This window comes from Mesorhizobium sp. M0771, assembly GCF_040320155.1.
Classification (GTDB): domain Bacteria; phylum Pseudomonadota; class Alphaproteobacteria; order Rhizobiales; family Rhizobiaceae; genus Mesorhizobium.
The window spans coordinates 223,457-250,415 of sequence record NZ_JAMYPC010000002.1 but is presented as its reverse complement, the minus strand read 5'-3'; the positions used below and the strand labels follow the sequence as shown (position 1 = coordinate 250,415).

Annotated in this window: 25 protein-coding genes; 7 read left to right on the top strand and 18 right to left on the bottom strand. The window is 62.8% G+C overall.

Translation table 11 applies throughout. From position 1 onward, the window contains the following. Nucleotides 1-64: 64 nt before the first annotated feature. The 5 genes from NKI05_RS04700 to oiaX form a co-directional block, all read right to left on the bottom strand. Nucleotides 65-1,777 (bottom strand): glycerol-3-phosphate dehydrogenase/oxidase, encoded by a 1,713-nt coding sequence (locus NKI05_RS04700; protein ID WP_023815456.1) that lies wholly within the window; start codon nucleotides 1,775-1,777, stop codon nucleotides 65-67. After that, nucleotides 1,774-2,550: a DeoR/GlpR family DNA-binding transcription regulator gene (locus NKI05_RS04695; protein ID WP_023672603.1), complete on the bottom strand. Its 777-nt coding sequence runs from the start codon at nucleotides 2,548-2,550 to the stop codon at nucleotides 1,774-1,776. The genes NKI05_RS04700 and NKI05_RS04695 overlap by 4 nt, the downstream gene beginning before the upstream one ends. After that, entirely contained in the window at nucleotides 2,547-4,064 is a 1,518-nt protein-coding gene (locus tag NKI05_RS04690) for an FGGY-family carbohydrate kinase (RefSeq protein ID WP_023688194.1), read from the bottom strand. The genes NKI05_RS04695 and NKI05_RS04690 overlap by 4 nt, the downstream gene beginning before the upstream one ends. Nucleotides 4,065-4,299: 235 nt before the next feature. After that, on the bottom strand, nucleotides 4,300-5,634 hold the full coding sequence (locus NKI05_RS04685) for a four-carbon acid sugar kinase family protein (protein WP_023815457.1): 1,335 nt from the start codon (nucleotides 5,632-5,634) through the stop codon (nucleotides 4,300-4,302). A 4-nt stretch (nucleotides 5,635-5,638) separates the two neighbouring features. After that, entirely contained in the window at nucleotides 5,639-6,889 is a 1,251-nt protein-coding gene (gene oiaX / locus NKI05_RS04680; RefSeq protein WP_023688192.1) for a 3-oxo-isoapionate-4-phosphate decarboxylase OiaX, read from the bottom strand. Between the two features lie 188 nt (nucleotides 6,890-7,077). On the opposite strand from oiaX, the gene NKI05_RS04675 reads away from it, so the two are divergent. Next, the gene (locus NKI05_RS04675; RefSeq protein ID WP_023815459.1) at nucleotides 7,078-7,791 is read left to right on the top strand and encodes a transcriptional regulator NanR; all 714 of its coding nucleotides are present in this window, start codon (nucleotides 7,078-7,080) and stop codon (nucleotides 7,789-7,791) included. Nucleotides 7,792-7,793: 2 nt separating this feature from the next. On the opposite strand, the gene apnL is transcribed toward NKI05_RS04675, so the two are convergent. From apnL to NKI05_RS04630, 9 genes are all read right to left on the bottom strand, one after another. Beyond that, nucleotides 7,794-9,632, bottom strand: coding sequence for a D-apionate lactonase (gene apnL, locus NKI05_RS04670; RefSeq protein ID WP_023725662.1), 1,839 nt, complete (start codon nucleotides 9,630-9,632; stop codon nucleotides 7,794-7,796). Continuing rightward, nucleotides 9,629-10,663: a Gfo/Idh/MocA family protein gene (locus NKI05_RS04665; protein WP_023681700.1), complete on the bottom strand. Its 1,035-nt coding sequence runs from the start codon at nucleotides 10,661-10,663 to the stop codon at nucleotides 9,629-9,631. The genes apnL and NKI05_RS04665 overlap by 4 nt, the downstream gene beginning before the upstream one ends. Before the next feature lie 2 nt (nucleotides 10,664-10,665). Then, entirely contained in the window at nucleotides 10,666-11,730 is a 1,065-nt protein-coding gene (locus NKI05_RS04660; protein WP_352792200.1) for an ABC transporter permease, read from the bottom strand. Then, nucleotides 11,727-13,274 (bottom strand): sugar ABC transporter ATP-binding protein, encoded by a 1,548-nt coding sequence (locus NKI05_RS04655; protein WP_023688189.1) that lies wholly within the window; start codon nucleotides 13,272-13,274, stop codon nucleotides 11,727-11,729. The genes NKI05_RS04660 and NKI05_RS04655 overlap by 4 nt, the downstream gene beginning before the upstream one ends. Beyond that, nucleotides 13,271-13,915, bottom strand: coding sequence for a DUF2291 family protein (locus tag NKI05_RS04650; protein ID WP_023688188.1), 645 nt, complete (start codon nucleotides 13,913-13,915; stop codon nucleotides 13,271-13,273). The genes NKI05_RS04655 and NKI05_RS04650 overlap by 4 nt, the downstream gene beginning before the upstream one ends. A gap of 95 nt (nucleotides 13,916-14,010) precedes the next feature. Further along, nucleotides 14,011-14,952 carry a D-ribose ABC transporter substrate-binding protein gene (locus NKI05_RS04645; RefSeq protein WP_023681704.1) on the bottom strand — a complete coding sequence of 314 codons (942 nt, stop codon included), beginning with the start codon at nucleotides 14,950-14,952 and terminating at the stop codon, nucleotides 14,011-14,013. A 326-nt stretch (nucleotides 14,953-15,278) separates the two neighbouring features. Beyond that, nucleotides 15,279-16,106, bottom strand: coding sequence for a phosphogluconate dehydrogenase C-terminal domain-containing protein (locus tag NKI05_RS04640; RefSeq protein WP_023697644.1), 828 nt, complete (start codon nucleotides 16,104-16,106; stop codon nucleotides 15,279-15,281). A gap of 421 nt (nucleotides 16,107-16,527) precedes the next feature. After that, complete coding sequence (locus tag NKI05_RS04635; protein ID WP_023697645.1) at nucleotides 16,528-16,908, bottom strand: hypothetical protein; 381 nt, start codon at nucleotides 16,906-16,908, stop codon at nucleotides 16,528-16,530. A gap of 136 nt (nucleotides 16,909-17,044) precedes the next feature. Beyond that, entirely contained in the window at nucleotides 17,045-17,272 is a 228-nt protein-coding gene (locus NKI05_RS04630; RefSeq protein WP_352792199.1) for a KTSC domain-containing protein, read from the bottom strand. A gap of 154 nt (nucleotides 17,273-17,426) precedes the next feature. Between NKI05_RS04630 and NKI05_RS04625 the strand changes: the two genes are divergently transcribed. The 5 genes from NKI05_RS04625 to NKI05_RS04605 all read left to right on the top strand — a co-directional run bounded on the left by NKI05_RS04625 (nucleotide 17,427) and on the right by NKI05_RS04605 (nucleotide 20,359). After that, nucleotides 17,427-18,023 carry an alpha-ketoglutarate-dependent dioxygenase AlkB gene (locus NKI05_RS04625; RefSeq protein ID WP_023701700.1) on the top strand — a complete coding sequence of 199 codons (597 nt, stop codon included), beginning with the start codon at nucleotides 17,427-17,429 and terminating at the stop codon, nucleotides 18,021-18,023. A gap of 64 nt (nucleotides 18,024-18,087) precedes the next feature. Beyond that, nucleotides 18,088-18,474 carry a hypothetical protein gene (locus NKI05_RS04620; RefSeq protein ID WP_023697647.1) on the top strand — a complete coding sequence of 129 codons (387 nt, stop codon included), beginning with the start codon at nucleotides 18,088-18,090 and terminating at the stop codon, nucleotides 18,472-18,474. 77 nt (nucleotides 18,475-18,551) lie between these two features. After that, complete coding sequence (locus NKI05_RS04615; RefSeq protein WP_023681708.1) at nucleotides 18,552-18,983, top strand: cupin domain-containing protein; 432 nt, start codon at nucleotides 18,552-18,554, stop codon at nucleotides 18,981-18,983. Between the two features lie 114 nt (nucleotides 18,984-19,097). Further along, nucleotides 19,098-19,853, top strand: a complete 756-nt coding sequence (locus NKI05_RS04610) for a copper homeostasis protein CutC (RefSeq protein WP_023725657.1) — start codon at nucleotides 19,098-19,100, stop codon at nucleotides 19,851-19,853. Then, a complete protein-coding gene (locus NKI05_RS04605) occupies nucleotides 19,853-20,359 on the top strand; it encodes a GNAT family N-acetyltransferase (RefSeq protein WP_023815460.1) in 507 nt (168 codons plus the stop codon). Before NKI05_RS04610 ends, NKI05_RS04605 begins: the two co-directional genes overlap by 1 nt. Before the next feature lie 66 nt (nucleotides 20,360-20,425). On the opposite strand, the gene NKI05_RS04600 is transcribed toward NKI05_RS04605, so the two are convergent. The 4 genes from NKI05_RS04600 to NKI05_RS04585 all read right to left on the bottom strand — a co-directional run bounded on the left by NKI05_RS04600 (nucleotide 20,426) and on the right by NKI05_RS04585 (nucleotide 25,525). Beyond that, nucleotides 20,426-21,448, bottom strand: coding sequence for an acyltransferase family protein (locus tag NKI05_RS04600; RefSeq protein WP_352792198.1), 1,023 nt, complete (start codon nucleotides 21,446-21,448; stop codon nucleotides 20,426-20,428). Nucleotides 21,449-21,653: 205 nt separating this feature from the next. Next, the gene (locus NKI05_RS04595) at nucleotides 21,654-22,451 is read right to left on the bottom strand and encodes an FAD binding domain-containing protein (protein ID WP_023697650.1); all 798 of its coding nucleotides are present in this window, start codon (nucleotides 22,449-22,451) and stop codon (nucleotides 21,654-21,656) included. Nucleotides 22,452-22,556: 105 nt separating this feature from the next. Next, on the bottom strand, nucleotides 22,557-24,902 hold the full coding sequence (locus NKI05_RS04590; RefSeq protein WP_023672623.1) for a xanthine dehydrogenase family protein molybdopterin-binding subunit: 2,346 nt from the start codon (nucleotides 24,900-24,902) through the stop codon (nucleotides 22,557-22,559). A gap of 122 nt (nucleotides 24,903-25,024) precedes the next feature. Further along, nucleotides 25,025-25,525 carry a (2Fe-2S)-binding protein gene (locus NKI05_RS04585; protein WP_023815462.1) on the bottom strand — a complete coding sequence of 167 codons (501 nt, stop codon included), beginning with the start codon at nucleotides 25,523-25,525 and terminating at the stop codon, nucleotides 25,025-25,027. A gap of 296 nt (nucleotides 25,526-25,821) precedes the next feature. Between NKI05_RS04585 and NKI05_RS04580 the strand changes: the two genes are divergently transcribed. Beyond that, nucleotides 25,822-26,958: an FIST signal transduction protein gene (locus tag NKI05_RS04580; RefSeq protein ID WP_031200506.1), complete on the top strand. Its 1,137-nt coding sequence runs from the start codon at nucleotides 25,822-25,824 to the stop codon at nucleotides 26,956-26,958. Nucleotide 26,959: the final 1 nt, after the last annotated feature.

The following is a 26,959-nucleotide window of genomic DNA, read 5'->3' as shown; positions in this document are numbered from 1 at the left end:
GGGCGCAACAAGGGCAAATCGATCGGATTGCCTCAGGAAAAGCTAGGCGTCGGCGATCAAGCGATCAGTCCAGCCGCATCAGGTTCCTGCCTTCGAGCTCGACAACAGCGGCTTCGACCTCCCGCGTGAGGCGCTCGGTGCTCCACCCCAACGCCCGCCCCGCGATCGCGGCAATCTCCTGCAGGTCGCGGCTCGTCAGCGAGCCGCCTATCGCCAACGTGCTGCGGCGCATAACGACATCGGCCAGATGTTCGACGAACTCGTTGCGCGCGATGTAGTCGATTTCCGCCTTGCCGTAGCCGCCGGAGTCCGGCAGGCAACCCTCATCATCCGACCCGTGCCTGGCGATCTCAACGGCTCTGGTCCCGTAGCGCGACAGCAATTGATCAAGGCGCCCTTCCCCGGCGCCCGTTGCCTGCTGTGCCTCAGCCAGCCAGTCCGCGCGCGCGGCGGCATTGGCCGGAAAATCCCGCCCACCGCCGATCGGCATCGACTGAGTCGACATCTTGCGGCTGCGCTGCAAGCGCTTGAGTACGGTATCAGTGACTTCCTCGGCAAAGCCGCGGAACGTCGTCCATTTGCCGCCGACCAGCGAAATGACTGCAAAGGGCCTGTTGCCGTCCGGCTCGGCAACGGGCGCCGAATGATCGCGGCTGATCAGTCCGGGCGTCGCTGCTTCAGACGTCGGCAGCGGCCGGATGCCGCTATAGGCGTAGACGATCTGGTCGCGCTCGAACGCCATGCCCGGCAGCAGCGTTCGCACGCTGTCGAGCAGATAGTCGACTTCTTCGGGTTCGCAGCGGACCGCGTCCGGATTGTCGGCCTTGATGTCGGTCGAGCCGACCAGCGCCAGGCCGAGATAGTCGTAGACCAGGCAGATGCGGCCGTCATCGGCCTCGAAATAGAGCATGCGCCCGGCGAGGCTTTTGACCAGTTCGTCATGCCTTAAAAGGATATGCGAGCCCTTGGTGCCGCCGATCATCTTCGATGGAGCACCAAGCAGCGCGTTGACGTCGTCGATCCACGGACCGGCGGCGTTCACCACCAGCTTCGGCCGCACCGAAAAGGCCGCGCCGTTTTCCGGCTGGAAGGTGAGCACGCCATTGGCTGAAGCCGCCAGTGTCGTGTAGTTGGCACCGGCAGACGCCGCGTGAGCCTGCAAGCCGTCGAGGATCAGTTCCAGCACCAGCCTTTCCGGGTGACTTATCTTGGCGTCGTAGTAGGTGCCGGTGGCGACGATCGCCGGATTGAGCGCCGGCATCTCAACAAGCGCCTGCCGCCGCCCGACCATGCGGTGGCGCGGCATGACCTGGTTTCGTGAACCGTAGAAATCGTAGATCATCAAGCCGATCTTGATCAGTATGGCGCCGCGGCTGCGCGGCGCGCTGGTCGAGCCGAACAGCGTTCGCAACGCCGCGAGCATGCCCTTGCTCCACGAGAAGATCGGGATGACGGTCGGCAGCGGGCTGACATAGTGCGGCGCGTTTTGAAGAAGCAGATTGCGTTCGAGCGTCGACTGCGCCACCAGCCCGAACTCGCCGGTCTCGAGATATTTCAAGCCGCCGTGGATGAGCCTCGACGGCGCGGCACTGGTGCCCGAGCCGAAATCCGCCTTTTCGACGATCAGGCAGCTGACACCTTGCGCGCACAGATCGCGAAACAGCCCAGCCCCGTTGATGCCGGCGCCAAGAATGACGACGTCGACTTCGCCGGTCCCGGCCATCGCGGCGAGACGCCCTGCGGGATTGTCCGCCCCGGCTCCATCTGCTGGGTTCATGGCGCCTTCGTCTTGACGATGCGCAACTTCACCCCCGCCCGTTCGAGGCTCTGCGCCTGCGCATCGCCCAGGCCCTCGGTCACCAGCACGGCGTCGAAACTGGTCAGATCGTCGAAGACATGCAGCGCGATCCGGTCGAATTTTGCGTGGTCGACCAAAAGGATGCGCTTCACGGAGGCGGTCATCATCGCCTGCTTGACCCGCACGACATTCGGATCCTGGATGAAAGCAGTGGTTCCGGTGACGGCCGAAGCCGAACAGATCAGCACATTGGCGCGCAACTGCGCCACGGCGTTCTCGCAGACAATGCCGATATAGGCATTGTAAGTGGGATGATACTGGCCGCCGAGGCAGATGAAATCGATATCGTCCACATTGATCAATTGGCCCGCCGTCGAAACGCTGTTGGAAATGACGGTCAGCGGCTTGACGTCGAGCAGCAGCGTCGCGACCGCGTTTGCCGTCGATGAATCGTCCAGCATCACCACCTGGCCGGCCTCGATATAATCCAGTGCCGCCCGCGCCAGTGCATCCTTCTCGGCTCGATTGACGGTCACCCGGTAGCGGAAAGCGCTCTCGTAGAGGCCGGAAGGCTGGACCGTCACCGCACCGTGCAGCTTGCGCAGCACGCCCTGCTGCGCCAGCCGGTCGATATGCCGGTGGATGGTCATGCGCGACACGCCGAAATGCTCGACCAGATCATCGATGCGCACCTGGCCGAGCTTGATCACATAATCGGCGATCTCTTCGCGTCGTTCGTCGGCCTTGATCATGCGTTTACCCCCGCCAGCCTTTCGATATCAGGCCAATGCGACTTCAGCTGCTCGGCTATGCGGCAGTAGAGCGAAAACCGCTCATTGAACACAGCACTGGAGGCGGGCACGGGTTGATACGTCCGCTCCGTCATCCCGACCTGCCTGGCGCCCTGTTGCGGCGTCGCGAAGATCCCGACCGCGGCACCTGCGCAAAGCGCGGCACCGAGGGCCGCGGTCTCATCCGTCGAGGTGACGGTGACCGGGGCGTTCAGCACGTCGGCAAACATCTGCACGAAGGCAGGATTACGCGAGCCGCCGCCGGTCAGGCGGATCTCGCTGATAGCAAAGCCTTCGCGCAAAGCCTCGACATGGGTGCGGTGATTGAAGGCGATGCCTTCCAGAACCGCCTTCAGCATGTCGCCGCGATTGTGCCAGCCATGCAGGCCGACAAAGCTGCCGCTGGCCAAATCGCCATAGGGAGAGCCGAACAGATAGGGATGAAACAGGATGGTCGAAGGCTTCTTCAACGCCGCGTCGATCTCTCCCGCCAGCAATTCGTGGAGGGAGCCGCCATCCGTCCTGTCCTGCTCCGCGCGGCAAAACGTGTCGAGAAACCAGTCGTAGTTCGCGGTCGAGGCCGGCGAGATCGACATGTTGTTCCAACGGCCCGCGTCGATGGCGTTGCGGCAGAACCAACGCCGGTCGACGCGCGGTTGCGAAGAGACGACTTCATTGATGGAATAGGTGCCGGCGACGATGGCGAGCACGCCGTCTTCATGGCCGCCCATGCCAAGCGCCGATGCGGCCACGTCGTGCAGGCCGCAGGCGACCGGTGTTCCCTTGCGAAGGCCGGTCCTTTCGGCGGCATCGGCTGTGACTTGACCGGCGATGTCAGCGGAATGCGCCACCGGCGGCAGCGCGTTGAACAGATCCTCCAACCCGAAGATGCGCAGCGCTTCAGGCGCATAGGCTTGCGTGCGAAAATCCGTGAATGAAGTGCTGGCCTCCGTGCGGTCGGTCCCGATCGTGCCGGTCAGGCAAAAGCGCAGCCAGTCCTTGCAGGCCAGCACATGGCCGATGCGGCCATAGCGATCAGGATCGTTCTGCTTGAGCCACGCCAGCAGCGCCGACGGCGCCGAAACATGCGGCGTCTGGCCCGTCGTCGCCAGCGCATCGGTGAAAACGGTACCGGCGGACCACCTGTCGACAATGTCGCCGGCGCGGCTGTCGAGCGACAGGATGCCTGGTCCCAAAGGCTGACGATCATGATCGAGCAGATAGAGACCATCGCCATGCGCGGTCGCCGCCACCGCCTTGATGTCTTCCGCCGGCCTGCCGGAGAGCGCGATCGCCTCCTTGATGGCGTCGGCTGTTGCTTGCCACAGGCCTGACATGTCGCGCTCCACCCAGCGCGCGTGGGGCATCGATTGCGGCACCCGGCGACGCGCCACGGACAATTGCGTGCCGTCGGCATCGAAGATGACCGCCTTGGTGACCGTGAGGCCGTTATCGATTCCGAGCAGGCTGGGCATGATCACCGCCTCTTTCAGCATTGGCGATTGCTACAGGGCGATCCTGCAGTCTGATGCAAGGGCGAAACACATGGCGACAACCCCGATAGAGCAAGGCGGATAAATGGCAAAAGTACCTTGCCCGGACAAAACACCCATATCTTTATGTGAATTTAACGTCAACATGCGCGACAAAAACCGCTACGGCGCCGTTAGAGGGCATGAATGGATCTCGCCGTTGCCAGGCGACGCGTAATCAGCTGCTAAGGCCGTCACGGATGGCGCTGAAATAGCGGTCGGTTCCAACCTGCCCGCCCTTGAGTGCCACCTCCAGCCCATCGATCGCCTTGACGCGCGAGTGAGCGACGCAAAGCGGCGAGCCCGGCGACGCCGGCAACGGCATCCGCACGGTCAGCGCATCGACACCCATCTGGCCGAGCGCGTGGCTCGACGTATCGCCGCCGGCAACGACCACGCGCTGCAACTTCTGCTCGATGGTCAGCGCGCGAAGCAGTTCGCCGAGGCCCCGCCCGAGCTTGTGGCGGGCGCCTTCCTGGCGGTCGATTTCGCCCCCCCTATCGGCCGCGGGTCCAAGGGCCGTGTAGAGAACGACGCTGCGCCCGGCTTCCAGACTGGCGCGACCGGCTGCCGTCGCGCGTGCGATCGCATCTCCGGAAGCTTCGGAGATCAGTTCGACGGGATCGACCTCGATGCCATCGAAGCCGTCGGTCAAAGCGTGCCGGATCTGTCGTTCGGTCGTCGGCGAACAACTGCCCGAGACGACCGCGATCCGGTCGGCGGCACCTGGCGGCGAAAATCCTGGCTCAGCTCTGACTGTCCCACTCGACACCCATTCGGCCAGCAGCGCATATTCGATCCCGGACGAGCCGACGACGAACGAACCGCCCGGCTTGCGGGCGCGCCATATCCCCTTGCCGGCAAGCGCCTGCGTCTCGAGGCTGTCGACATCGACAAGTACGATGTCGGTGCCCTCAGCGAGCAAGCGGTCGAAGGCTTCCGAGCGCGACACCGACTGCAACGTCGCGAGATCGACCAGCCCCGATGTGAGCTCCGTCTGCCGCGACAGATGGATCAGCAGGTCGGATTCATCCATCGGCGTCGTCGGGTGGCGGCTCATCACCGGATGGCGGTCGATGCGGAAATACTTTTCACGATAGGCCGCGAACAAATGACCGAAGGCGGTGTAACGCTTGAGCTGCGGCGCCCCAACCAGCAGCGGCACGCTGTCCTGAGCGAAAACCGAGCGGCCGATCTCGATGGCGCGACCGATGCTGCCGATCGTCGGACTGGAATCGAAGGTCGAGCAGACCTTGTAGTGACAGATCGCGGCATTCAGCGTCTTCAGCCAAGCGAAGGCATCGCTCAGATGCGTGTCCATCCATTGTGGCGTCTCGCTGCGGCTGGTGCCGGCCAATCCAATGGCGCGGCAGTGGCTGAACTGCGCAAGCATGGCCGCGTCCGGCTGGCGCATGAACAGCACGGTCGGCACGCCGCCGAGTTCGAGCGCTTCCATGACGTCGGTCGAGCCGGTGAGGTCGTCGCCATAATAGCTGAGAAGCAGGTCTTGCATTGCTTCAGGCCGCTTTGCCGTCGCCGAATTTTTCGATCGACCGCGCCAGCTCCGGATGGCTCAAGGCGAAATCCGCCAGCGGAATGCCGTCGACCGCCGCCTGCCAGGCTTGCTGCACGGCACGCACCCCGGCGCCCGGTCCATCCGGATGGCTGACGATGCCGCCGCCGCACAGATAGAGCAGATCGACCGTCCGGCCGGTCCGTTCATAGGTCTCGGGTGCTTGCCCGCCCCATTGGCCGGAGCCCGCCACAGGCAAGGCGCAATCCTCAGGCGCAAAAATCGGCGTCGTCACCGCCTTGAAGGACTCGACGAAAGACGCGTCCGGCTCCCAGTATTTCGATTGGATGCCGTTGATCTGGAACTGGTCGACGCCGAGCAGCCGCCAGAACTGTTGCCAGACCTTGAAGTTCATACCGAGGCCGGGATGGCGGGTGAGGATGTCCCAGCCGTTGCGATGAGCGTGAAGCACCAGGCTGGAGCGTTTTCTCAAGAAGGCCAGGCCACCGAAACCGACGGAGTTGATGTTGACCACCGCGCAATTGCCGCCGGCCTTGGCCACCAGATCGTGTTTGCGCATCATCTCGTCCGGGTCGGCATGCGAGATGCCGAAGGCATACATCACCTTCTTGCCGGTCCTCTGCTCGTGGTCGAGGATCAGCGGCATGATTGCCTTTACCCGCTCCGCCAGCGGCGAATAGGCTGGGCTCATCAGCTTCTCATCGTCCTTGATGAAATCGACACCGGCGGCGATCAGCTCGCCCACCATCGCGGCGGTCTCGGGGGGCCGCAGCCCCAGCGCCGGCTTGACGATGGTGCCGATGATCGGCCGATCCGTGACACCTGTCAGCCTGCGGCTGCCGGCGACGCCGAATTGCGGACCTGGATGCGCGCCGCGGAATTGCTCCGGCAGCTTCATGTCGACAACGCGAATGCCGGACAGGCCCTTGATCGAATAGGCGCCGCCGATGGCAATGGTCATCAGAGCCGACAGGTCGTGGCCGATGGCATCGAATGGAAAGGCGATGTCGACATCCGCGCGCTTGAACGGCCCGTTACCGGCCTCGGGAATGGAGGGGCGAAGTGCGTCCGGCAGGTGCCGAATGGCCAGGACACGCGCGGCCACCCGGGCTTTCAGTTCCTCGGTCTCGCCGGGCAGCGCGACGAAGGTTCCAGTCGACTGGTCGCTGGCGATCTTGGCTGCCAGCCTCTCGATGCTGCCTGATGTCTCGATGCGGTAGGTGAACGTGATCATGGTTCGTTGTCTGAGGCCGCAGGGGGTTCGAAAAGAGTTCCTTGATCGTCGAAACCTGGTATAATGAGTACATAAGCTTTGCAAGTGATATCCTGTCTGGCGGGGTACGGTCGAGCGGTCAGACAGGCGTTCCGAAAATCGCGGTGGCAGTGCTAGATAGACACAGGTCAAGGGAGTGATTCGCGACGATGAACCGTTCGGAGCCGATCGTCCGGCGCAAACTTTCCGACGAAGTGTTTTTGCGGCTGAAGCGCCTGATCACCAGCGGAGAATTGACGCCGGGCGACGACATGCCGTCGGAGCGCGAGTTGATGGAGCGCTTCGAGGTCGGCCGTCCCGCGATCCGCGAGGCGATGCAGGCGCTGAGCAATATGGGCCTCGTCGCGATCTCGCATGGGGAACGCGCCAAGGTGCTGCAGCTGACCGCCAAGTCGATCATCAAGCAGGTCGATGGCGCAGCCAAGATCATCCTGTCGTCGTCGAAGGACACGTTGGAACACCTGAAAACGGCGCGCATCTTCTTCGAGCGCGGTATGGTCAGGGAAGCCGCCGAAAACGCCACTGCCGTGGACGTTGAGCAGCTGCGGGCCACAATTGCCGAACAGCGTGGCTTTCGCGGCGATTCCGAGGCTTTCATTTCAGCCGACATGAAGTTTCACACCCAGATCGCGGCCATTTCAGGCAACCCGATCTATATCGCCGTCAGCGAGGCGATGCTCGGTTGGCTGAAGGAATATCACACCGAAATGCTGATCTGGACCGGCAAGGAACAGTTCACGCTGACCGAGCATGAAGAGATCATCGGCCGCATCGAGAAGAAGGATGCCGACGGCGCCGAGAAGGCGATGATCAAGCACCTCGAGCGCTCGCGCGCGCTTTATGTGATGAACTCCGGCAACTGATTTCAGCTGATCCGCGTGATCGCGTAAGGGGTCATCACCAGTTGGCCTCGGCCAAGCGCTGAGATGTCGACCGTCACGTCGTCCGCCGTCAGGTTCGCCAGCCACGCCACGGTCTTGCCCGAAGCGGAGCGGCCGGCCAGCGCCAGCACCTTGGTCTCGTCGCTCGTTTTCGTCGCCACATACGTAAGGCCGGCCAGTTCGCAAAGCCCCTTGATGGCATCGAAGATCGGCCGAGGCGATCCTTCCGCGACGGGTTCGCCGGATGCTGCGAGCACGCCGAAGGGCCCGGCGAAGCCGGACAGCGTGAGCAGTTCCAGCCCGGCCGGCGCGACACGCGCGGCATAGCCGATCGTCCATGCGGCAGCGAACAGGCCGGCATGACGAGGGTCGCGATCGGCCATGGCGATGCGCTGTCCCCCGGGATTGCCCTTGGTCGCGCCGCCATAGGGGTTCTGGCGCATGGCGAGCGTCGACGGACCGATGCGGTAGGGCTTTGCCCCGAAGATCGCCCGCGTCGACGCGGTGATGAAGGGCAGCGCCTCCAGCGACTGCATGACGCTGAGATCGTCGGCAGCGTGCACGATCGGGCACGTGCAGTGGGTGACGAAATCGAGCAGGCCCCCCGGCACGCGCTTGCGGTTGAGCTCGGTGAAATAGCTGAACATGCCGCCACCAAGCCGGATATCGGGAAAGGCGCGCCGCGCCGCGTCATAGACGTCTTCGAGCGGCGGACAGTCCGGCCACGCACTGCCCGGCGGTGTCGACTGCCGGTCAACCGAAGGCGAGACGGCAATGGCCGAAAGCTTCAACCCGGCTTGACGCACCATGTCGGCAACGCCTGACAGCTCGGCATCGAGGTCGCCCGCGCAGGCAACGACGCATTCCAGCGTCGTCTGCACCGGATAGGCGGCGGTGAGCCTTGCATAAGACTGCAATGCTTCGAGACCGTGGCCGCGCGTCGGATCGTAGTGGAAGACAAGTTGCTGCGGGCCGAGCTCGGTCAATGTCGAAAGATTTGCGAGCGCTGCTTCGACCTCATCCGGGTAGATGATCACGCCGAGATCCGGCAGCCTCTGCCCGGTCTCGCCGAGTTCGACGCTGACCGGTTCGGCGGCAGATGCTGCGGCCGGCATTCCCCCCTCGCCGGTGATGCGAAGCCTGACCGTCTGGCTTACAGTTTGGCCGGCCGGCAGCACATAGGGCCAAGGCAGCGCCAGTGGCCGCACATAGGTCTTGTAGGACGCGTCCGACCAGTTACGCTGGTCCTCCATCTCGAAAGTGTCGCCCTCCATCCGGCATTCGGCAGTGATGCCCGGCCGGACCTCATGGGTGATCGCGCGCAAATCCTTGAAAGGCTGCCAGGGATCGATCAACAGCGGCAGTTTCGTCGCCACCACGCTGCCGTCGGTATGCTCGACCGTCACCGCACTGCCGGCGAGGCCGGCGATCGGATGCAGGATGCAGAAACCGCAACGGTTGGTCTCGAAATCGCTTTCAGGGACCGCGCAGACGTCGAACACCAGGTTACCGTTGGCGGAGCCCTTGATCGTAGCGCGAAAGTCTAGCCGGCTTCCGCCCGGCGCTAAGCAAGTTGCGGAGTAGCTGACGGAGAAGCTGTCGGCGTCCTGATCGACGGCAAGGTCCGTCAGCGCCGGTTCATAGGTGCCCCAGTCGCGGTCGCGCACGATGTAGGCGATGGCGCGCAACACTTCGATGCCACCGTAACGGATGGTGCGCAGGTTGCCGTTGACAAAGTCGGCGCTGAGCAGACCGGCATTCAGCCTGACCGGCTCCGCCTCGACGGCATGCGTACCGTAGAGGAGGAAGGCGTCGGCTGTCATGTCAGCAAGCCATCCAGGTGGACAGGTTCGTGGCTCGCGGCGCCCAGATAGGCCGCCTCGACCAGCGCGAATGTCTTGAGGTTGTCGGCGCCCGAGGTCGCCGGCTCGGTTCCCTTTGCCAGGCAGTCGACCCAGTGCTGCTGGATGGCGACGACGCTCTCCTGGATGTTGTGCCATGGGCGCGATGCCCAGGCGAGTACGGGCGGCGAAACGTCGGTGATCTTCGTGCCGCTCCTGCCGGTGACGGTGAGCCGATATCCCTGCGCCAAGCGGATCGTGCCGTCGCTGCCGTCGATCTCGATCAGCGTTTCGGGAAACGGTTCGGTGGCGAGCTTCGTCGCGTAGCTACAGTCGACCACTGACGTCGCCCCGCTCTTGTGGTCCATCAGCATCGTCGCGACATCTTCGCCCGCGATGCCGGGGTTGATGCGCGCGGTTCGCGTCGTGATCGTCGACACGTCGCCCAGTAGAAAACGGGCGATGTCGAGACTGTGGATACCGAGGTCCTCGATGATGAAGCGCTTTCCCTTGGCGAGATAGGGCTGGCCGGAAAACACGTCATAGGCAGAGCGGAAGGAGATGCGCCCGAAGAACGGCGTGCCGATCTCGCCGCTGTCGAGCACGGCACGCACCGCCTGGATCGCCGACTGCCAGCGAAAATTCTCATGCACCATCAGCGGTACGCCGGCTTCCACGCAGGCCCTCACCATCGCCTTGGCGTCGGCAAGCGTCGGCGCGAACGGCTTTTGGCAAATCACCGGCACACGGTGCAGCGCCGCCATCTCGACCAGCGGACGATGGCTGGGAACGGTGGTGGCGATATCGACGAAGTCGAGGCTTTCGCTTGCAAACATCTCTGCCGCGTCGGTGTAGCGCTTCGCAATGCCGAACTGGTCGCCGATGATGCGCAGCCGCTCCGGGTCGCGGTCGCAAATGGCGACCATCGCGGCGCCTTCAATGTCGCGCCAGGCATGCATCTGGTTGATGGCAAAGAAGCCGCAGCCGATGAGCCCTCCCCGCAACTCCGCCATGCTCAGCCTGCCTTTGCCATCTGCATCAGCGTCACCCGGCTCTGCAGCCGGCGCTGCGCTTGGTCGACGACGACGGCGACGATGATGACAAGGCCCTTGATCACCATCTGCCAGAAGGAACTCACGCCCATCATCACCAACCCGTCCGAAAGAATGCCGATGACGAAGGCGCCGACAATGGTGCCGCCGATCGTGCCGCGCCCACCCGACATCGAGGTGCCGCCGAGCACCGCCGCCGCAATGGCGTTGAGCTCGAAACTTTCGCCTGTTGCCGGGTGCGAGGCCATCAGTTCGGACGAGATGATCAGGCCGACGATCGCCGCGCAGAAGCCGGAGAACATGTAGACGAACATTTTCACCATGTTGACACGAACGCCCGAAATTCGCGACGCCCGTTCATTGCCGCCGACGGCGAAGATGTGGCGGCCGAGCGGGGTGTATTTGGCGAGGTAGGCCGCCGCCAGCGCAACGACGATCAGTATCCAGATCGCCACCGGCAGGCCGAGCAGCCGCCCGGCGCCGAGGAAACCAAACCCGGTGGTGCCAAGCTCCGGCTTGCCGACGAGGTTGGGGAAGGTGCGGCCGTCCGACGACAGCAACGCCAGGCCGCGCGCGACATAGAGCACGCCGAGCGTGGCGATGAACGGCGCGACGTTCAGCCTGGTGATCAGCAGTCCGTTGACGGCGCCGATCAATATGCCGACCGCCAGCGTGATCAGCGCGATCTCGACGACGTTGAAATAGACGGTGTAGCCGAATTGCAGGTCGATGCCGTTGAGCACGAGGTAGCCGGCGACCATGCCGCACAGGCCGACGATCGAGCCGACTGAGAGATCGATGCCGCCGATGATGATGACGAAGGTCATGCCCATGGCGAGGAAGGCGTTCAGCGCCACATGTTTCGACATCAGGATCAGATTGGCTGTCGACAGGAAATTCGGCGCCGCGATCGAGAAGAAGATCAAGACGGCGATCAGCGCGATGAAGGTCCTCGCCTTCATCAGCGTCAGCAGCAGCGAGCCGCTCGAAACGGAGGAGACAGCCGCCTTGGCCGGGATGTCAGTCATGGGTTCTCCGTGTGCGGGGCCGGTCCGTGGCCAAGTGCCGAGGCGGCGACAAGGGCTGCCTCCGTCGCCTCGGCGCGATCGAACATGCCCGTCAGTTTTCCATTGCTCATCACCGCGATGCGATCGGACAGCGCCATCACCTCATCGAGATCCGAGGTGGCGAACAGAATGCCGAGCCCGTCTCGCGACAGTTTGCGCATGGTGCGGAAGACGTCGGCCTTGGCGCCGACATCGATGCCACGGCTCGGCTCGTCCATCAGCAGCACCTTCGGCCCGGTGAGCAGCGCCTTTCCGATCACCACCTTTTGCTGGTTGCCGCCCGACAGCGATGAGACCTCCTGCGCCGGGTCGGCGACCTTGATCGCCAGTTCCCGCACCATCTGCGTCACCGCCTGCTTCTCGTGGCCGCCGCGAATGTGAAACAGGCGGACAAAACGCGACAGGCTGGCCAGTGTCAGATTGCTCGCGACGGACAGGATCGAGACTAGCCCTTCGCGTTGGCGGTCTTCGGGGATCAGCGCCAGCCCGCGCCGGATACGCCGCGTCGTGTCGCGCTCCTTGACCTTTTTGCCGGCGATGAAGATCGCGCCGGTCGCCTGGCCATGGCGGCCCATGATGCAGTCGAACAGCTCGCTCCGCCCGGCGCCCATCAGGCCGTATATGCCGAGGATCTCGCCGGCGCGCAGCGACAGCGAGACGTGATCGACCGCCAGCCCGCCGGTCGCGCGCGGCAGGCAGATGTCCTCGGCGCGGAATATCTCTTCGCCAGGAACATGGCCGTCGGCCTTGGCGAAATCCTTGGCGTCGGAGCCGATCATCTGCCGCACGATCCACCGGGTGTCGACGTTCTTCATCTCCTCCTGGCCGGTGATGTGCCCATCGCGCAGCACGGTGATGTAGTCGCCGATGCGGATCAGTTCTTCCAGCCGGTGCGAGATGTAGACGATCGCCACGCCGCGCGCCTTGAGGTCGGCGATCACCTTGAACAGGATCTCGACTTCCGCCGCACTGAGCGCCGAGGTCGGCTCGTCCATGATCAGGATGCGCGCATCGAGCGAAACCGCCTTGGCGATCTCGACCAGCTGCTGCTGGCCGATGCGCAGATCCTCGACCAGCATGTCGGGCCTTATCCCGGCCTGCAGGCGTTCGAGAAATTGCGCCGCGCGACGCTCCTGCTCCTTGCGGTCGATCTTGCGGAACCGGTTGGTGATCTCGCGCGTGGCGAAGATGTTCTCGGCGACGGTCATATTGCCAAACAGGTTCAACTCCTGGAACACCATGCCGATGCCGCGGTTCACCGCGTCGCCCGATGACGAGAAGGAGACCTCCTCCCCTTCCAGGAGGATCCGGCCGAGCGTCGGCTGTTCGACGCCGGCGATGATCTTCATCAGCGTCGATTTGCCGGCGCCGTTTTCGCCGACCAGCACATTGACGGCGCCCTTGCGCACCTCGAAATTCGCGCGCTTGACCGCGACGGTGCCGGAATAGACCTTGCAGACGTCCTCCAGTTTCAGGATGACATCGTGAGCAACCGCAGCGCTCATGGCTTCGGCCCGATTTCTGCCTCCGCCGGCGTCACCAGCGGCAGGTCCTGGCCGTTTTCGAGCGTATAGGCGCCGAGGACCTTGGCGGTCCGGCCCTCCAAGGCGTCACGCGGCAGTTTGGCAAGCACGGCCTTGACGGCATAGGCGTTGAACGCCTTGCCGAACTGGGCGAAGTCGATCTGGTTGGTAAAATCGTTGAACTGGATGAAATCGAGGCTGTCGCGCAGCGCGGTTCCGCGCATCGCCGGTCCGATCTGTACCCGCGCATCGGCCTTGCCGTCGCCGTCGACATCGACATCCATGGTCGCTGCCCGCGACTGCGTGTTGGCGGCGATGATCTTGCCCTCGACGCGAACCGCGAAGGTCCATGGCGAATTCGCCTGCTTCTTCGGATTGCCATATTTGGCGCCGGCGGAAGCAGGATCGGTTTTCGCCAGAGCGTGGACTTCGGCAAACGGCCCGGCTTTCTGCTGGAGGTAAGGCACGACCTTCGCCGCCCATATCTCCTCGACCATCTTGTCCGGATTGAAGGCGGCGGCGCTGCCGCTGTCCCCCGAGGGCGTCGGCAGGATCTTGCAGGCGGTCAGGCTGATGCCGACTGCAACGACAAGGATCGGCCAGTTCGGCTTGTTGTTCAGCATGATGGTTTGTTGTTCAGCATGGTGGTCGGCACCCACGGAAAATGGCGACGAGGGACGACCCTTGGGTCGCCCCTCGCTATTCATGTCACGCCGGCTCAGTTGGTCAGCGCAAACGTTTCCAGCTTGGCAGCATTGTCACCATTGACCAAGACGCAGTCCATCAGCTGCTTTTCCTTGGCCGGCGACTTCTTGTTCTTGATGAAGTCGTTGGCCTGCTCGACCGCCATCTGCGCCTGCGCATAGGCCGGCTGCAGGACGGTTGCCTTGATGCCGCCCGCGGTGATGGAGTCGCGCACGTCGTTGGATCCGTCGAAGCCAACGACGATGACGTCCTTGCGGTTCGCCGCAACCAGCGCCGCATACGCGCCCATCGCCATGGTGTCGTTGCCGGAGATGACGCCCTTGATATCCGGGTTGGCCTGCAGGATCGATTCCATCTTGGAATAGGCTTCCGTCTGGCTCCAGTTGGCCGATTGCTGGGCGACCATCTTCAGATCCGGATAATCGTCGATGACGTCATGATAGCCCTTCGAGCGAATGCCGGCATTGGTGTCGGATTCCTTGCCGACCAGCTCGACGAAATTGCCCTTCTCGCCCATCAGCTTGACGAACTCCTGCGCGCCGAGCTGGGCGCCCTGGTAGTTGTTGGAGACGATCTGAGCCACGGCGACGCCGGTGGCGTTGATCTCGCGATCGATCAGGAACGACGGCACGCCCGCGTCCTTGGCCTTCTGCACGGCAGCGACAGTGGCGTCGGCGCCGGCATTGTCGAGGATGATCGCCTTGGCGCCGCGACCGATCGCGGTGTCGATCAATTCGGACTGCTTGTTGGCATCGTCGTCATGGACGAGCACAAGCGCTTCGTAGCCGAGTTCCTTGGCCTTGGCTTCGGCGCCGACGGCTTCCGCCTTGAAGAACGGATTGTCGTGCGAGGGCGTGATGATGGCAATGAGGTCGGCCGCATAGGCGGGTACCGCCGTGCCAAGCGCCAGCATGCCGGCGAACGCCGCAAGTGTCATTCTGCGTGTGAGTTTCATGATGTCCTCCCGTTTAAAAAATTGCCTTGATCAATCAAGGCCTCTGCATTCGAATTCGTCGCGCAGCGCGGGCCGCCGATCGGTTCGGGCTGAAATGCCGTTGCCGGCTTCCCAAACGATCGCTGCTCCCCCGCCGTCCCTCCACTCGCCCAGGCTTCGTACTTCCCGCGGACCCTTGCTCAAGCCATCAACAGCTAAGCCAACTGGTATGATGAGTCAATCATGAATTGAGGTGACGTGTGCCCACCGAGCAAAAACATCTGGGCGTCATGGCGGGTGTGTCGAGCCATCGAGGCGCTCCGGCAAGCCCCCCGACTCGGCCTGTCTCAGGTAATGCGCCGAATGCTCGCGGCGATCTCTTCCGGCTCGAACACCCGCTTCCAGTCGTCGCGCATCAGCACCGGCTTGCCGAATTCGATCGCCTTGTTGCAGGCATCCGAGAATACGCCCTTGGTCTCGCCGAAAATCACGGCGCCGAGCACGTTCATGTGGCCGAGCAGGAAATCGAGCGCCGCCTGTTGGTCGACGCCTCGCGCGACGACCTCGTCGACGGCTTCCTTCATGACGACAAGCAGTGACGCGCACACCGTCTCCGATAGACCGGGCTCCAGCAGCGCCATCTGTTCGACGGTGACACGGTGCGAGCGCATGACCGGCGCCCAGATGATTTTTGCGACCGCCTCGCCCTTGGCGTAGTCCGCTTCCGGCCCCTGCATCAGCGCGCTGACCATATGCTGCTTGGCCTTGACGCCGCCAAAATAATCCTTCTTGGCCGCCATGTCGGTCTCGTCGTTGAAGATCGGCGGATGACAGGGATGGGTGACGAAATAGGTCAGGTCCGGCCGGTTGGGCAGATGGCCGGCGAAGGGTGCGGCCGCGTCGAGCACTATCACCATCGTGCCAGGCGCGAGCTTGCTCTCGATATCAGCCGCCACCTTGCCGATATGCGTGTCGGGAACGGCCAGGATGACGATATCCGCCCCGTCCAGCGCCGCATCGGCACTGACCGCGTCGAAGCCCAGTCCGGTCTTCAGCCGATCGCGGCCGGCCTCGCTGACCTCGACATGGCGTACCGTGTAGGGCGATCCGCGAAAATTGGTCGACAGGCGGTAACCCATTTTGCCGCCGGCACCGAACAGCGCAATCGTCGTCATCTATCCCTACTCCCGCTTTGAACGACGGCCGCGCCGATCGTCATGTTATTAACTGGTATAATCACCTTACCACGAATTGAGGAGTTGAACAGGGCTTTGATGAGCGGCTATGCAGTCGCCGTTTGGCTTCCGTCCGCACGATTTCCGCGGTGGCGGCCGATAATTCAACCAAGCCAGAGCGCCGTTGCCTTTCCAGACAATCGATGCCCGCGCTAGAAGCCTCCAGGTCCATTTCTCGGGGGCTCGGTTGCGAAGTGACGGTGGGGGCGTCACCAGCAAGGCGAAGCGCGTCCGCGCGGTCCGGTCGCGTTTTCGGGCCGTGAGTTCTCACGGCGATTTGGCGAAGGGGCTATAGAGAATTCGCGCTTCGCCGGGGTTCCGGCGAGCCAAATCACTTCTAGTCGATCATGCCGACAACTATTTACCGGTAGCTTCCCGGGTCCTTGGCTTTCTCCGCCCGACAGCTGTCCGTGCGTTGCGCCGCCGTGCGGTAAGCGCCTTCATAAAACCTGATGGCTCTCTTGAATTCGGGGGGATTGGGTATCAGGTGTTTATCTTGCACATCGTACAAGATGTATATCGCCGTTATTTTGGATTTTCCGTCTGGAGTCAGCTGCAGCGCCGGGCATCGCGTCGTAACGGCGATGACGTTAGCTGACCATGTTACGACCAATTTCAACTGGGCGTCGGACAGCCCGGCCAGATAGTTGATGTTTTTTTGATAGGCAGGGTCGATGTGTTGTCGATTATCTTTTGCAGACGCAGCGGAAGACAGGACACCTACCACGCCGAGTATAATCAATATGCATTTCAAAAGCTGCCTCCCCCAATGTTACGGCCATCTCGACCACGGCATTGTCCGTCCCCACAAAGCAGGTTGAAACAAGTCAATTTGAAAAGCAATTGGGGTTCGCGACCTTATACGGATCACCGCACCTTCAGAACCCGGTTGCTCGCGGACGCCCTTCTTCAATCAAGTGAAACCGGTAGCGGTCGCGCACGAACTCGTTGAAAAATTGCCCTTTCGAGAAGGCGGCCCGGAACGCCGCATAGGTCTCAGGCTCGACCTCTTCATAGTCGTAGCGGGCTCCGCTTGGAACGAACCAGACCGAGAGGATTTTCGTCGACGGGTCGTAATGGGTGTTGCGGATGGCAGTGGACGGCATGTCGAAAATCCTGCTTCGTCCCAAAATCTTGCTTCGCCCCAGATCCTGCTTCGAAAATGCGTAATGCCGCAACGATGCGGAGGTTCCGTCAGGGAGGCGCATCACAACGCCGAAAATCTTGCCCAGGCGGCGAGGCTTCCTATCTCTCCGTCAGATGGCACAGACGAAATCCAGCACAACAGCGTATGCCAGCCAGGGCGATCTCTTCGGCGCGGCCGACACGCTGCCGGAAGGATTTTCCTACCGGCCGGGCCTGATCACAACGGACGAAGAGGCGGAACTGGTCCGTCACCTCAATGAACTGTCCTTCAAGCCGTTCGATTTCCATGGCCATATTGCCAACCGGCAGGTCGCCGGCTTCGGCTGGCGCTATGACTACGACCGGCGCCAGGTCGTCGAAGCGCCGCCCATCCCGAAATTCCTGCTGCCGCTTCGCGACAAGGTCGCGGATTTTGCCGGCAGGCAGGCCACGGAATTCGCCCAAGTGCTCATCAACGAGTATCCGCCGGGCGCGGGCATAGGTTGGCATCGCGACAAGCCGCATTTCGATCTCGTCGCCGGCGTCTCGCTGCTGGCGCCCTGCAGCTTTCGGCTGCGCCGCAAAAACGGCTCCAAATGGGATCGCGAGACGATCGAGGTCGAACCGAGGTCCCTCTATCTCATGGACGGTCCGGCGCGCCACGAGTGGGAGCACAGCATTCCGCCGGTCGCCGGTCACCGCTACTCCATCACGCTGCGCACTCTTAAATAGGCGATACTCCAAGCCACGCAGCAGCCGCTCTGGAAGGCCGAGCGCTGTTGTGCTTCGATTGCACATGAGCGTTGACCGCAGCAGAATTTTAGTTACCCGCGTAGCGCCCTTTCTGTGGGCATGCCTGTCCTGCCTGCTGGCTCTGCAGTGGCTCGTCGACCTTGGCATGGTCGGCTTTCCCGACGGATACATAACGCCCTATGCAAGAGCAACGAGCACGCTGTTGCATGTCCTTGTCTGGGCGTGCCTGGCTCAAAGTCTCTACTTCGCTTGCCGAGCCTTGTTTGGCAAACGCTTCGAGCCTGCTCCTCTCTTCCTGCAAATCCTGATCGCCGCCGCACTGACTGTCGTGCCGGCATTCATCGTAAAACACTGTCCGCGGTCTCAGGTATGCAGCAACATCTATGAAGCGCTCACGAATACGATGATGGACGACGGCACCGGCGGATGACGTTGTGTCTCCAGTAACTGACGAGAGTTAGAACTTTGGCGTCGCGCCGCGCGGTGGCGGTAAAACCTGGAGGAACCATGCGAAAGATCCTGGCATCGATGCTGCTGTTCGCGGCAGCGCTATCTGCAAACCCCGCTCGGGCGCTGGACAGTACCATCCCGCCGGTTGTCGTCACACCGCTTGCCGATCGCAGCCAGACGGCGTCCGGCCAGCCGATCGTGCTGCCGCAGAAAAATGTCCAGGTCCTGGTTTCAACCTATGACATTGCGGTCGGTGCCACTCTGCCGGTGCACAAGCACCCGTTTGCCCGCTACGCCTATGTCGAGGCCGGGACACTCAAAGTGACGAATGTCGAGACCGGCAACAGCAACACCTACAAGACGGGCGATTTCATCATCGAGATGATCGGCCAGTGGCACCAGGCCACCAACATCGGCGACGGCCCGGTCAAGCTGCTGGTCATCGACCAGGTCGAACAAGGCGCCAAGAACACGGTGCTGCGCCAGTAATTGCGGATCGGCCGGGTTGCCGGGCTGGCCCAAGCAGCGACTGGCTGTTCCGGCTTCCCCACCAACCGAGCCGATGCTAGGGCTGGCCGTCATGCAATCATAAAGGATCGCCCCTTGGTCGGAAATGCTCGCCCCCTGATCGAAATCTGCGTCGAAGGCATCGATGGACTGCTGGCTGCGCAGGCCGCCGGCGCCGACCGGGTCGAGCTCTGCGCCAGCCTGGTCGAAGGCGGCATCACGCCCAGCCTCGGCACGGTGCGCGCCGCACTCGAGAGCGCGACAATTCCCTTCCATGTCATCGTGCGGCCGCGCGGCGGCGATTTCCTCTACAGCGAGGCCGAATACGGCTCGATGCTCGCCGATGTCGCAGCGCTTCGTGACCTCGGCGTCGCCGGCGTCGTTGTCGGTTGCCTCGATGCCGACGGCACCATCGATGAAACCCGCATGGGCGCGCTGGTCCATGCCGCCGGTCCGCTCGCCGTCACCTGCCACCGCGCCTTCGACATGACCCGCGACCCGGCCGAGGCGCTGGAAGCGCTGATCCGCTGCAAGGTCGGCCGCGTGCTGACCAGCGGCCAGAGGGACACCGCGGTGGAAGGCGCCGGCCTGTTGGCGGATCTCGTCCGCCAGGCCGACGGCCGCATCATCATCCTCGGCTGCGGCGCGCTGGACCCCGAAAACATCGCCGGGGTGCTGGCATCAACCGGGCTGACGGAAATGCACTTCGCCGCGCTCAAGGATGTACCGAGCGCCATGGCCTACCGCAACCCGCAAGTCGGCATGGGCGGCGGCGATCTCGACCGCGAATACCGCACCACAGTCACCGATGGGGCGCTGGTTGCCGCGACGATTGCGGCGGCCAGAGCATGATGAGCGAAGCCGTGACTGGGCCGTCGCCGATCAGCCGTGTCTCGCCTCAGGACGAAGCGGCCATCCTCGCACTCAACAATGAGCACGCCGCCGAACTGTCATGGCTCGAGCCCGAACGGCTGTCCTTCCTGCTTGGCGAAGCGTTTTACGTCAGGCGCATCGGCACGCTCGAAGCCTTCATCATGACCTTCGACCAGAATGCGGCCTACGAGAGCCCGAATTTCCTCTGGTTCCGCGAGCGCTATCCACGCTTCGTCTATGTCGACCGCGTCGTCGTCGCGGCGCAAGCGCGCGGCCGCGGCCATGCCCGCCGGCTCTACGAGGATCTGTTCGGGGAAGTCGCCCGCGCGGGCCACAGCATCGTCACCTGCGAGGTGAATGCCGAACCTCCCAATCCGGCTTCGGACGCCTTCCATGCCGCGCTTGGCTTCGCCGAGGTCGGCGACGCGGTGATCCATGGCGGCAAGAAGGCGGTGCGCTACTACCTCAAGGAGATCGCCGGCTGATGGGTCGCTGGCTGATGATCGGCAAGCAGATCGTCGCGGCAGCATAAGATTAGGAGTCCGTAGCCCTCACCAATTCCGGTTCAGCCAGGCCCGCGCGGGCTTCTCGACCAGATAGTAGCTGCATAGTGCACAGGCGAAGACAGCCGCCAGCATCGGGATCGGCGCACTGCCCTGCTCGGCGACGAATTTGTAGAAGGGCTGTTGCCAGAGATAGAGCGAGTACGACCATAGCCCGATCATCACCATCGGCCTGGATGAAAGCAGGCCGGTAAGATGCCAGTTGCTGGTGTCCAGCGTATTCACGGCAAGCGCCAGCAACGGCACCGCCAGTAGGTAATGGATCGGCGTCGGCACCGGATCGAGGAACAGCAATATAGCCGCCGCCGCCGACACGAGGCTGACATAGGGGCTCTTCAGGAATGCCGGCGGCCGATCATCGTGCTTGAGCAGGCAGATCGATGCCGACAGCAGGATCGAGGCGATATGCACATCGGTGCGCCAATAGCTGTGCTCGTAATCCATGCCGAGTACCCAGTACGAAATGGCGCCATTGGCCATCGCCAGCAGCGACAGCGTCACCAGCAGCCGAACGACATTACCCCGCCCGGTCACCACCACGCTGATCAGCGCCAGGATGATGTAGGCATGCTCTTCCACGCATAGCGACCAGATGTGGTCGAGCGCGCCGGCGCGGGTGATGAGAATTCCGGCATAGTTGTAGGTGAATGTCAGCGCGGTCAGCGCCGCCTTCCATTTGAAGGCGATAAAGGTGCCGGAGAGCCCGATCATGGCTGATATCACGAACACCAAAAGCGCGGGATAGATGCGCGAAAAGCGGCGCTTGAAGAATTTTTTCAGCGGGAAGCGTTCGATGAACAGTATCTCGCCCATCAGCCGGCCTGAGAGCACGAAGAAGAACTCGACGCCGAGCACGCCGAGATTGATCCCGGGAACGGGGAAGAAATGGCCGATCAGCACCAGTGCGATCGAAAGCCCGCGCCAGCCATCGAGATAGGCCAGTCTTGCTCTAGCTGCTTTGTCGGCTGTGGCCCGCGGCAGGGCAACAGACGCTGCGGAGATGTCGGCCATGCCCGTCCTTCGCACTCAAGAACCGATGCAGCGCGCATCGCTGCGCCACGGATTCGCCTCGTATTCCCGCCCGGTTTATATTGCAGTGCGGGATAACTTTGTGCAAGTGCGAAGCTTTGAGATTGGCGCGTGTTGGCGCCAACGTTTGTGATCGCAAAAAAGAAAGGGGCCGCAATGGCCCCTTCCCGTCTCGAATTGGCACTGTTCAACCGTTGGCGGCGTTCACCGCGCGCTTGGCCATCACGGCGATCAAATTGGCGCGGTATTCGGCCGAAGCGTGGAGGTCGGTCATCAAATTCTTCGCCGGCACTTTCACGCCGTCGAGCGCCGATGCGGCAAAATTCTTCGCCAGTGCTGCTTCGATCTCCTTCGAGCGGAACACACCGTCATCGCCGGCGCCGGTAACGGCAACGCTGACCCCGTCCTTGCCCTTTGCCACGAACACGCCGACGATCGCATAGCGCGAGGCCGGGTTGCGGAATTTTTCGTAAGCAGCCTTGGCCGGCGCGGTAAAACTCACCGCGGTGATGATCTCGCCTTCTTTCAGCGCCGTTTCGAACAGGCCGGTGAAGAATTTCGCGGCTGAAATCTCGCGCTTGTTGGTGACGATGGTGGCGCCCAGCGCCAAGAGCGCCGCCGGATAATCGGCGGCTGGGTCGTTGTTGGCGGCCGAGCCGCCGATCGTGCCCTTGTGGCGCACCGCCGGATCGCCAATCAGCGACGCAAGGTGCGCAAGCGCCGGACAGGCCTTCCGCAGCTTCTCGTCATTGGCGACGTCGTAATGGGTTGTGGCGGCGCCGATGGTGACGGTCTTGCCCGACACCTTGACGCCTTGCAGTTCCTTGATCCGCGACAGGTCGATCAGGTCGGAGGGTGCGGCGAGCCGCGTCTTCATCGCCGGGATCAGCGTCATGCCGCCTGACAAAAGCCTGGCGTCGCCGCTCTTCACCAGCTTGGCGGCGTCGGCGACCGAGGCGGCGCGGTGGTAGTTGACTGCGTACATGGGATCCTCCCCTGAAGTGGTTAGGCAGTAGTGAGTAGGGAGTAGGGAATAGGGACGCTGTCATCTCCGGTAATGCCCATTCCCTACTCACTACTCCCTACTCACTCATTTCTTCGCCCTAATCGCCGCCCACACCGTCGACGGCGAGGCCGGCATGGCGATGTCCACAATCCCCAAAGCGTCGGTGATGGCGTTGATGACCGCCGGCGGCGAGCCGATGGCGCCGGCCTCGCCACAGCCCTTGATGCCGAGCGGATTGCTCGGACACGGCGTGTTCGAGGTCGACACCTTGAATGACGGCAAGTCGTCCGCGCGCGGCATGGTGTAGTCCATGTAGCTCGCCGTCAGCAGCTGCCCGCTATCGTCATAGTGCGCGCCTTCCAGCAGCGCCTGGCCGATACCCTGGGCGATGCCGCCATGCACCTGACCCTCGACGATCATCGGGTTGATGATGTTGCCGAAATCGTCCGCCGCGACGAACTGGACGATCTCGGTCGTGCCGGTTTCCGGATCGATCTCGACCTCGCAGATGTAGCAGCCCGCCGGGAAAGTGAAGTTCGCCGGATCGTAGAAGGCTGTTTCCTTCAGTCCCGGCTCCATGCCTGCCGGCAGATTGTGAGCGGTGTAGGCGGCAAGCGCCACCTGGAACCAGGGCAGGCTCTTGTCGGTGCCGGCAACCTTGACCTCGCCATTCTCGATGACGATGTCGCCCTCGTCGGCCTCGAGCAGATGGGCGGCGATTTTCTTGGCCTTGGCCTCGACCTTGTCGAGCGCCTTGGCAATTGCCGACATGCCGACCGCGCCCGAGCGCGAGCCGTAGGTGCCCATACCCATCTGCACCTTGTCGGTATCTCCATGGACGATCGAGACCGAGTCCAGTGGCACGCCAAAACGCTGGTTGACGAGTTGCGCGAAGGTCGTCTCATGGCCCTGGCCATGGCTGTGCGAGCCGGTCAGCACCTCGATCGTGCCGACGGCATTGACCCGCACTTCGGCCGATTCCCACAGACCGACGCCGGCGCCGAGCGAACCGACCGCCGCCGACGGCGCGATGCCGCAGGCCTCGATATAGCAGCTCATGCCGATGCCGCGCAGTCTGCCCTGGCTGGCGGCCGCCGCTTTGCGCTTGGCAAAGCCGGCATAGTCGGACGCCTGTGTCGCCGCATCGAGCGAAGCGCCGTAATCGCCGGCGTCATAATTCATGATGACCGGCGTCTGGTGCGGAAACTCGGTGATGAAATTGATGCGCCGCAACTCCGCCGGCGAGACCCCAAGTTCACGCGCGGCCGTCTCCATTGTCCGTTCGAGCAGATACGTGGCTTCCGGCCGCCCTGCCCCGCGATAGGCGTCGACGGGTGCCGTGTTGGTGTAGACGGTGCGCACATTGGCGTGGATCGTCGGGATGTTGTACTGGCCCGACAGCAGCGTCGCGTAGAGATAGGTCGGCACGCAAGACGAGAACAGCGACATGTAGGCGCCGAGATTGGCGATGGTGTCTACCTTGAAGCCGGTGATCCGGTTGTTCTTGTCGAACGCCATTTCGACTGTCGAGACATGGTCGCGGCCATGCGCGTCGGTGAGAAAGCTTTCGGTACGGTCGGCAACCCATTTGACCGGCACGCCGGTCTTCTTCGACGCCCAAAGGCAGACGATCTCTTCGGGATAGATGTAGATCTTCGAGCCGAAGCCGCCGCCGACATCGGGCGCAATGACGCGCAGCTTGTTTTCCGGCGCGACATTGTAGAAGGCGCTCATCACCAGCCGCGCGACATGCGGGTTCTGCGACGTCGTCCAGCAGGTGAAATGGTCCTCGGCCTTGTCGTAATGGCCAAGGGCCGCGCGCGGCTCCATGGCGTTGGGAACCAGCCGGTTGTTGACGATCTTCATGCGGGTGACATGGGCCGCCGCCTGGATCGCCGCGTCGGTCGCCTTGGCATCGCCGATCTCCCAGTCGAAGATAAGATTGTCCTCGGCTTCGGCATGGACCTGCGGCGCACCTTTTTGCAGCGCCTTGGTGGCATCGACCACCGCCTTCAATTCCTTGTAGGTGATCTCGACCGCTTCGGCCGCGTCGCGGGCCTGGCCCTTGGTTTCCGCCACCACGATGACGACCGCGTCGCCGACATAGCGCACCTTGTCGACGGCCAGCGGCGACCACGCGCCCATCTTCATCGGCGAGCCGTCCTTGGAATGGATCATCCAGCCGCAGATCAGGTTGCCGATGCCGTCGGCCTTGAGCTCCTTGCCGGTCAAGACGCCGATGACGCCGGGCATCGCCTGCGCTCGTCTGACGTCGATCTTCTTGATCTGAGCATGCGCGTGCGGGCTGCGCACGAAAGCGGCATGCTTCATGCCGGGAACCACCATGTCGTCGACATAGCGGCCGGCGCCGGTGATGAACCGTTTGTCTTCCTTGCGCACGACCCGAGCGCCGATGCCTTCAATGCCCATAGGAATTCCTCCGGAATAGCGAATAGTGAGTAGCGAATAGTGAACAGTGAGTAGGGAATTGTGCTCGGAGCGGTTCGGCTAAACCGACTACTCGCTATTCACTATTCACTACTCGCTTCTTTCTACGCCGCTTGTTTCACCCTGCCCTTCGGCGCCTTCGCCATCGTTTGCGATGCGGCAAGGATCGCCTTGACGATATTGTGGTAGCCGGTGCAGCGGCAGATGTTGCCTTCGAGCTCGGCGCGCACCGTCGCCTCATCGAGGCCTTCGGGATGGCGCGCGATCATGTCGGTCGCGGTCATGATCATGCCCGGCGTGCAGAAGCCGCATTGCAGCCCATGATGTTCCTTGAACGCGGCCTGCATCGGATGCAGGTCGCCGCCATTGGCAAGCCCTTCGATCGTCACCACGGTCGACCCGGAGGCCTGCACGGCCAGCATCGAACAGGACTTCACCGCCTTGCCGTCGACATGCACGACGCAGGCGCCGCATTGAGAGGTGTCACAACCGACATGCGTTCCGGTGAGACCAAGATTTTCGCGCAGGAAATGAACCAGAAGCGTTCGGTCCTCGGCAGCGCCGCTGATCCGTTTTCCGTTCACGACAAACGAAACGTCCGACATGCATCCTCCCTGGGTATGACCTTGGTAGTCATGCTGCCGATGCGGCTTTGGCGCTCGGCCATGCGCTATTGGTACACTGCACAAAGCGCAAAAAACACACGGCGCTCATTGTACTTTCGGTCATGGAGAAAACGAAAATCATGGGCCTGTCCGCCCCATTGCCAAAGAGCGAATAGGGGGCAACAATGCCCTCGACGCCAACGCGCCGAGAGACATAAAACGGGCGCGCGCAGGAAGCGTCGGAGGATATCGGGAGGAAGCCTCTGGCCAGTTCACGGACGAGCTATGCATCCGGTCTGTCGGCGCTCACCACCGACGAGCCCGACGCCGATGCATTCGCCCTGGCGGTCGCCGTCGAGGCCGCAGCCATCGATGCCGGCTTTGCCCTGCTGTTCTTCTCCCAGAGCTTGTTTGACGCGAGCGTCCTTTCGCAAGGGCTGAAGACCCACGCGCCGACGCTGGCCTACGCCGCCTGCTCGACCGCCGGCGAGATTACCCCCCAGGGCCTGGAGGAAGGCCATGTGCTGGCGCTGCTCTTTCCCTCCGCGTCGTTTTCGGCGGTCAGCACCATGGTCGACAATCTCTCCTCGTCGGGCATGGACAGGATCACTGATGAAGTCGAGGGCTTGCGGCGCCTGCTACGCGGACGCACCGGCAGTTGCCATGCCAAAAGCACTTTCGCGCTCTGCTTCATCGACGGCCTGTCCTTTGCAGAGGAAGCGGTGACCTCGGCCATCCATTGGGGGCTGGACGACATCCCGCTGATCGGCGGTTCGGCGGGCGACGATTTGAAATTCGAAACCACCAGGCTGATTTCGAACGGCAAGGTAGCGTCCGACAGCGCCATCATTGTGCTGATCGCCACCGAGATACCGTTCCATGTCTTCAAGACCGACAATTTCATCCCAACCGACGAGAAGCTGGTGGTGACGGCATCCGATCCGGACCACCGCACCGTGCGCGAATTCAACGCCACCAACGCGGCTGAGGAATATGCCGCCTCGGTCGGCATCGTTGCGCAGAACCTGACGCCGATGAGCTTCGCCTCGCACCCGGTGGTGGTGAAAGTGGGCGGCGAATATTACTGCCGCTCGATCCAGAAGATGCATGCCGACGGATCGCTGTCTTTCTTCTGCGCCATAGACGACGGCGTCGTGCTGTCCATCGCCCAGCCCAAGGACATGGTGGAATCGACGCGCGCAGCACTGCGCGACGTCGAGCAACGGCTCGGCGGCATCGACATGATCCTCGGCTTCGATTGCGTGCTGCGCCGGCTCGATGCGCGCAACCGCCAGGTGTTCCGCGACATTTCGGAGCTCTACCGGGTCAACAATGTCATCGGCTTCGGCACCTATGGCGAACAGTACCGCTCGATGCATCTGAACCAAACCTTCACCGGCATCGCCTTCGGCGAACGCCAGGCGGCGGAATAGC

Coding starts and splice junctions, on each gene's coding strand:
- NKI05_RS04700 (WP_023815456.1), bottom strand. CDS start 1,777: ATGAACCCAGCAGATGGAGCCGGGGCGGACAATCCCGCAGGGCGTCTC.
- NKI05_RS04695 (WP_023672603.1), bottom strand. CDS start 2,550: ATGATCAAGGCCGACGAACGACGCGAAGAGATCGCCGATTATGTGATC.
- NKI05_RS04690 (WP_023688194.1), bottom strand. CDS start 4,064: ATGCCCAGCCTGCTCGGAATCGATAACGGCCTCACGGTCACCAAGGCG.
- NKI05_RS04685 (WP_023815457.1), bottom strand. CDS start 5,634: ATGCAAGACCTGCTTCTCAGCTATTATGGCGACGACCTCACCGGCTCG.
- oiaX (WP_023688192.1), bottom strand. CDS start 6,889: ATGATCACGTTCACCTACCGCATCGAGACATCAGGCAGCATCGAGAGG.
- NKI05_RS04675 (WP_023815459.1), top strand. CDS start 7,078: ATGAACCGTTCGGAGCCGATCGTCCGGCGCAAACTTTCCGACGAAGTG.
- apnL (WP_023725662.1), bottom strand. CDS start 9,632: ATGACAGCCGACGCCTTCCTCCTCTACGGTACGCATGCCGTCGAGGCG.
- NKI05_RS04665 (WP_023681700.1), bottom strand. CDS start 10,663: ATGGCGGAGTTGCGGGGAGGGCTCATCGGCTGCGGCTTCTTTGCCATC.
- NKI05_RS04660 (WP_352792200.1), bottom strand. CDS start 11,730: ATGACTGACATCCCGGCCAAGGCGGCTGTCTCCTCCGTTTCGAGCGGC.
- NKI05_RS04655 (WP_023688189.1), bottom strand. CDS start 13,274: ATGAGCGCTGCGGTTGCTCACGATGTCATCCTGAAACTGGAGGACGTC.
- NKI05_RS04650 (WP_023688188.1), bottom strand. CDS start 13,915: ATGCTGAACAACAAGCCGAACTGGCCGATCCTTGTCGTTGCAGTCGGC.
- NKI05_RS04645 (WP_023681704.1), bottom strand. CDS start 14,952: ATGAAACTCACACGCAGAATGACACTTGCGGCGTTCGCCGGCATGCTG.
- NKI05_RS04640 (WP_023697644.1), bottom strand. CDS start 16,106: ATGACGACGATTGCGCTGTTCGGTGCCGGCGGCAAAATGGGTTACCGC.
- NKI05_RS04630 (WP_352792199.1), bottom strand. CDS start 17,272: ATGCCGTCCACTGCCATCCGCAACACCCATTACGACCCGTCGACGAAA.
- NKI05_RS04625 (WP_023701700.1), top strand. CDS start 17,427: ATGGCACAGACGAAATCCAGCACAACAGCGTATGCCAGCCAGGGCGAT.
- NKI05_RS04620 (WP_023697647.1), top strand. CDS start 18,088: ATGAGCGTTGACCGCAGCAGAATTTTAGTTACCCGCGTAGCGCCCTTT.
- NKI05_RS04615 (WP_023681708.1), top strand. CDS start 18,552: ATGCGAAAGATCCTGGCATCGATGCTGCTGTTCGCGGCAGCGCTATCT.
- NKI05_RS04605 (WP_023815460.1), top strand. CDS start 19,853: ATGAGCGAAGCCGTGACTGGGCCGTCGCCGATCAGCCGTGTCTCGCCT.
- NKI05_RS04600 (WP_352792198.1), bottom strand. CDS start 21,448: ATGGCCGACATCTCCGCAGCGTCTGTTGCCCTGCCGCGGGCCACAGCC.
- NKI05_RS04595 (WP_023697650.1), bottom strand. CDS start 22,451: ATGTACGCAGTCAACTACCACCGCGCCGCCTCGGTCGCCGACGCCGCC.
- NKI05_RS04590 (WP_023672623.1), bottom strand. CDS start 24,902: ATGGGCATTGAAGGCATCGGCGCTCGGGTCGTGCGCAAGGAAGACAAA.
- NKI05_RS04585 (WP_023815462.1), bottom strand. CDS start 25,525: ATGTCGGACGTTTCGTTTGTCGTGAACGGAAAACGGATCAGCGGCGCT.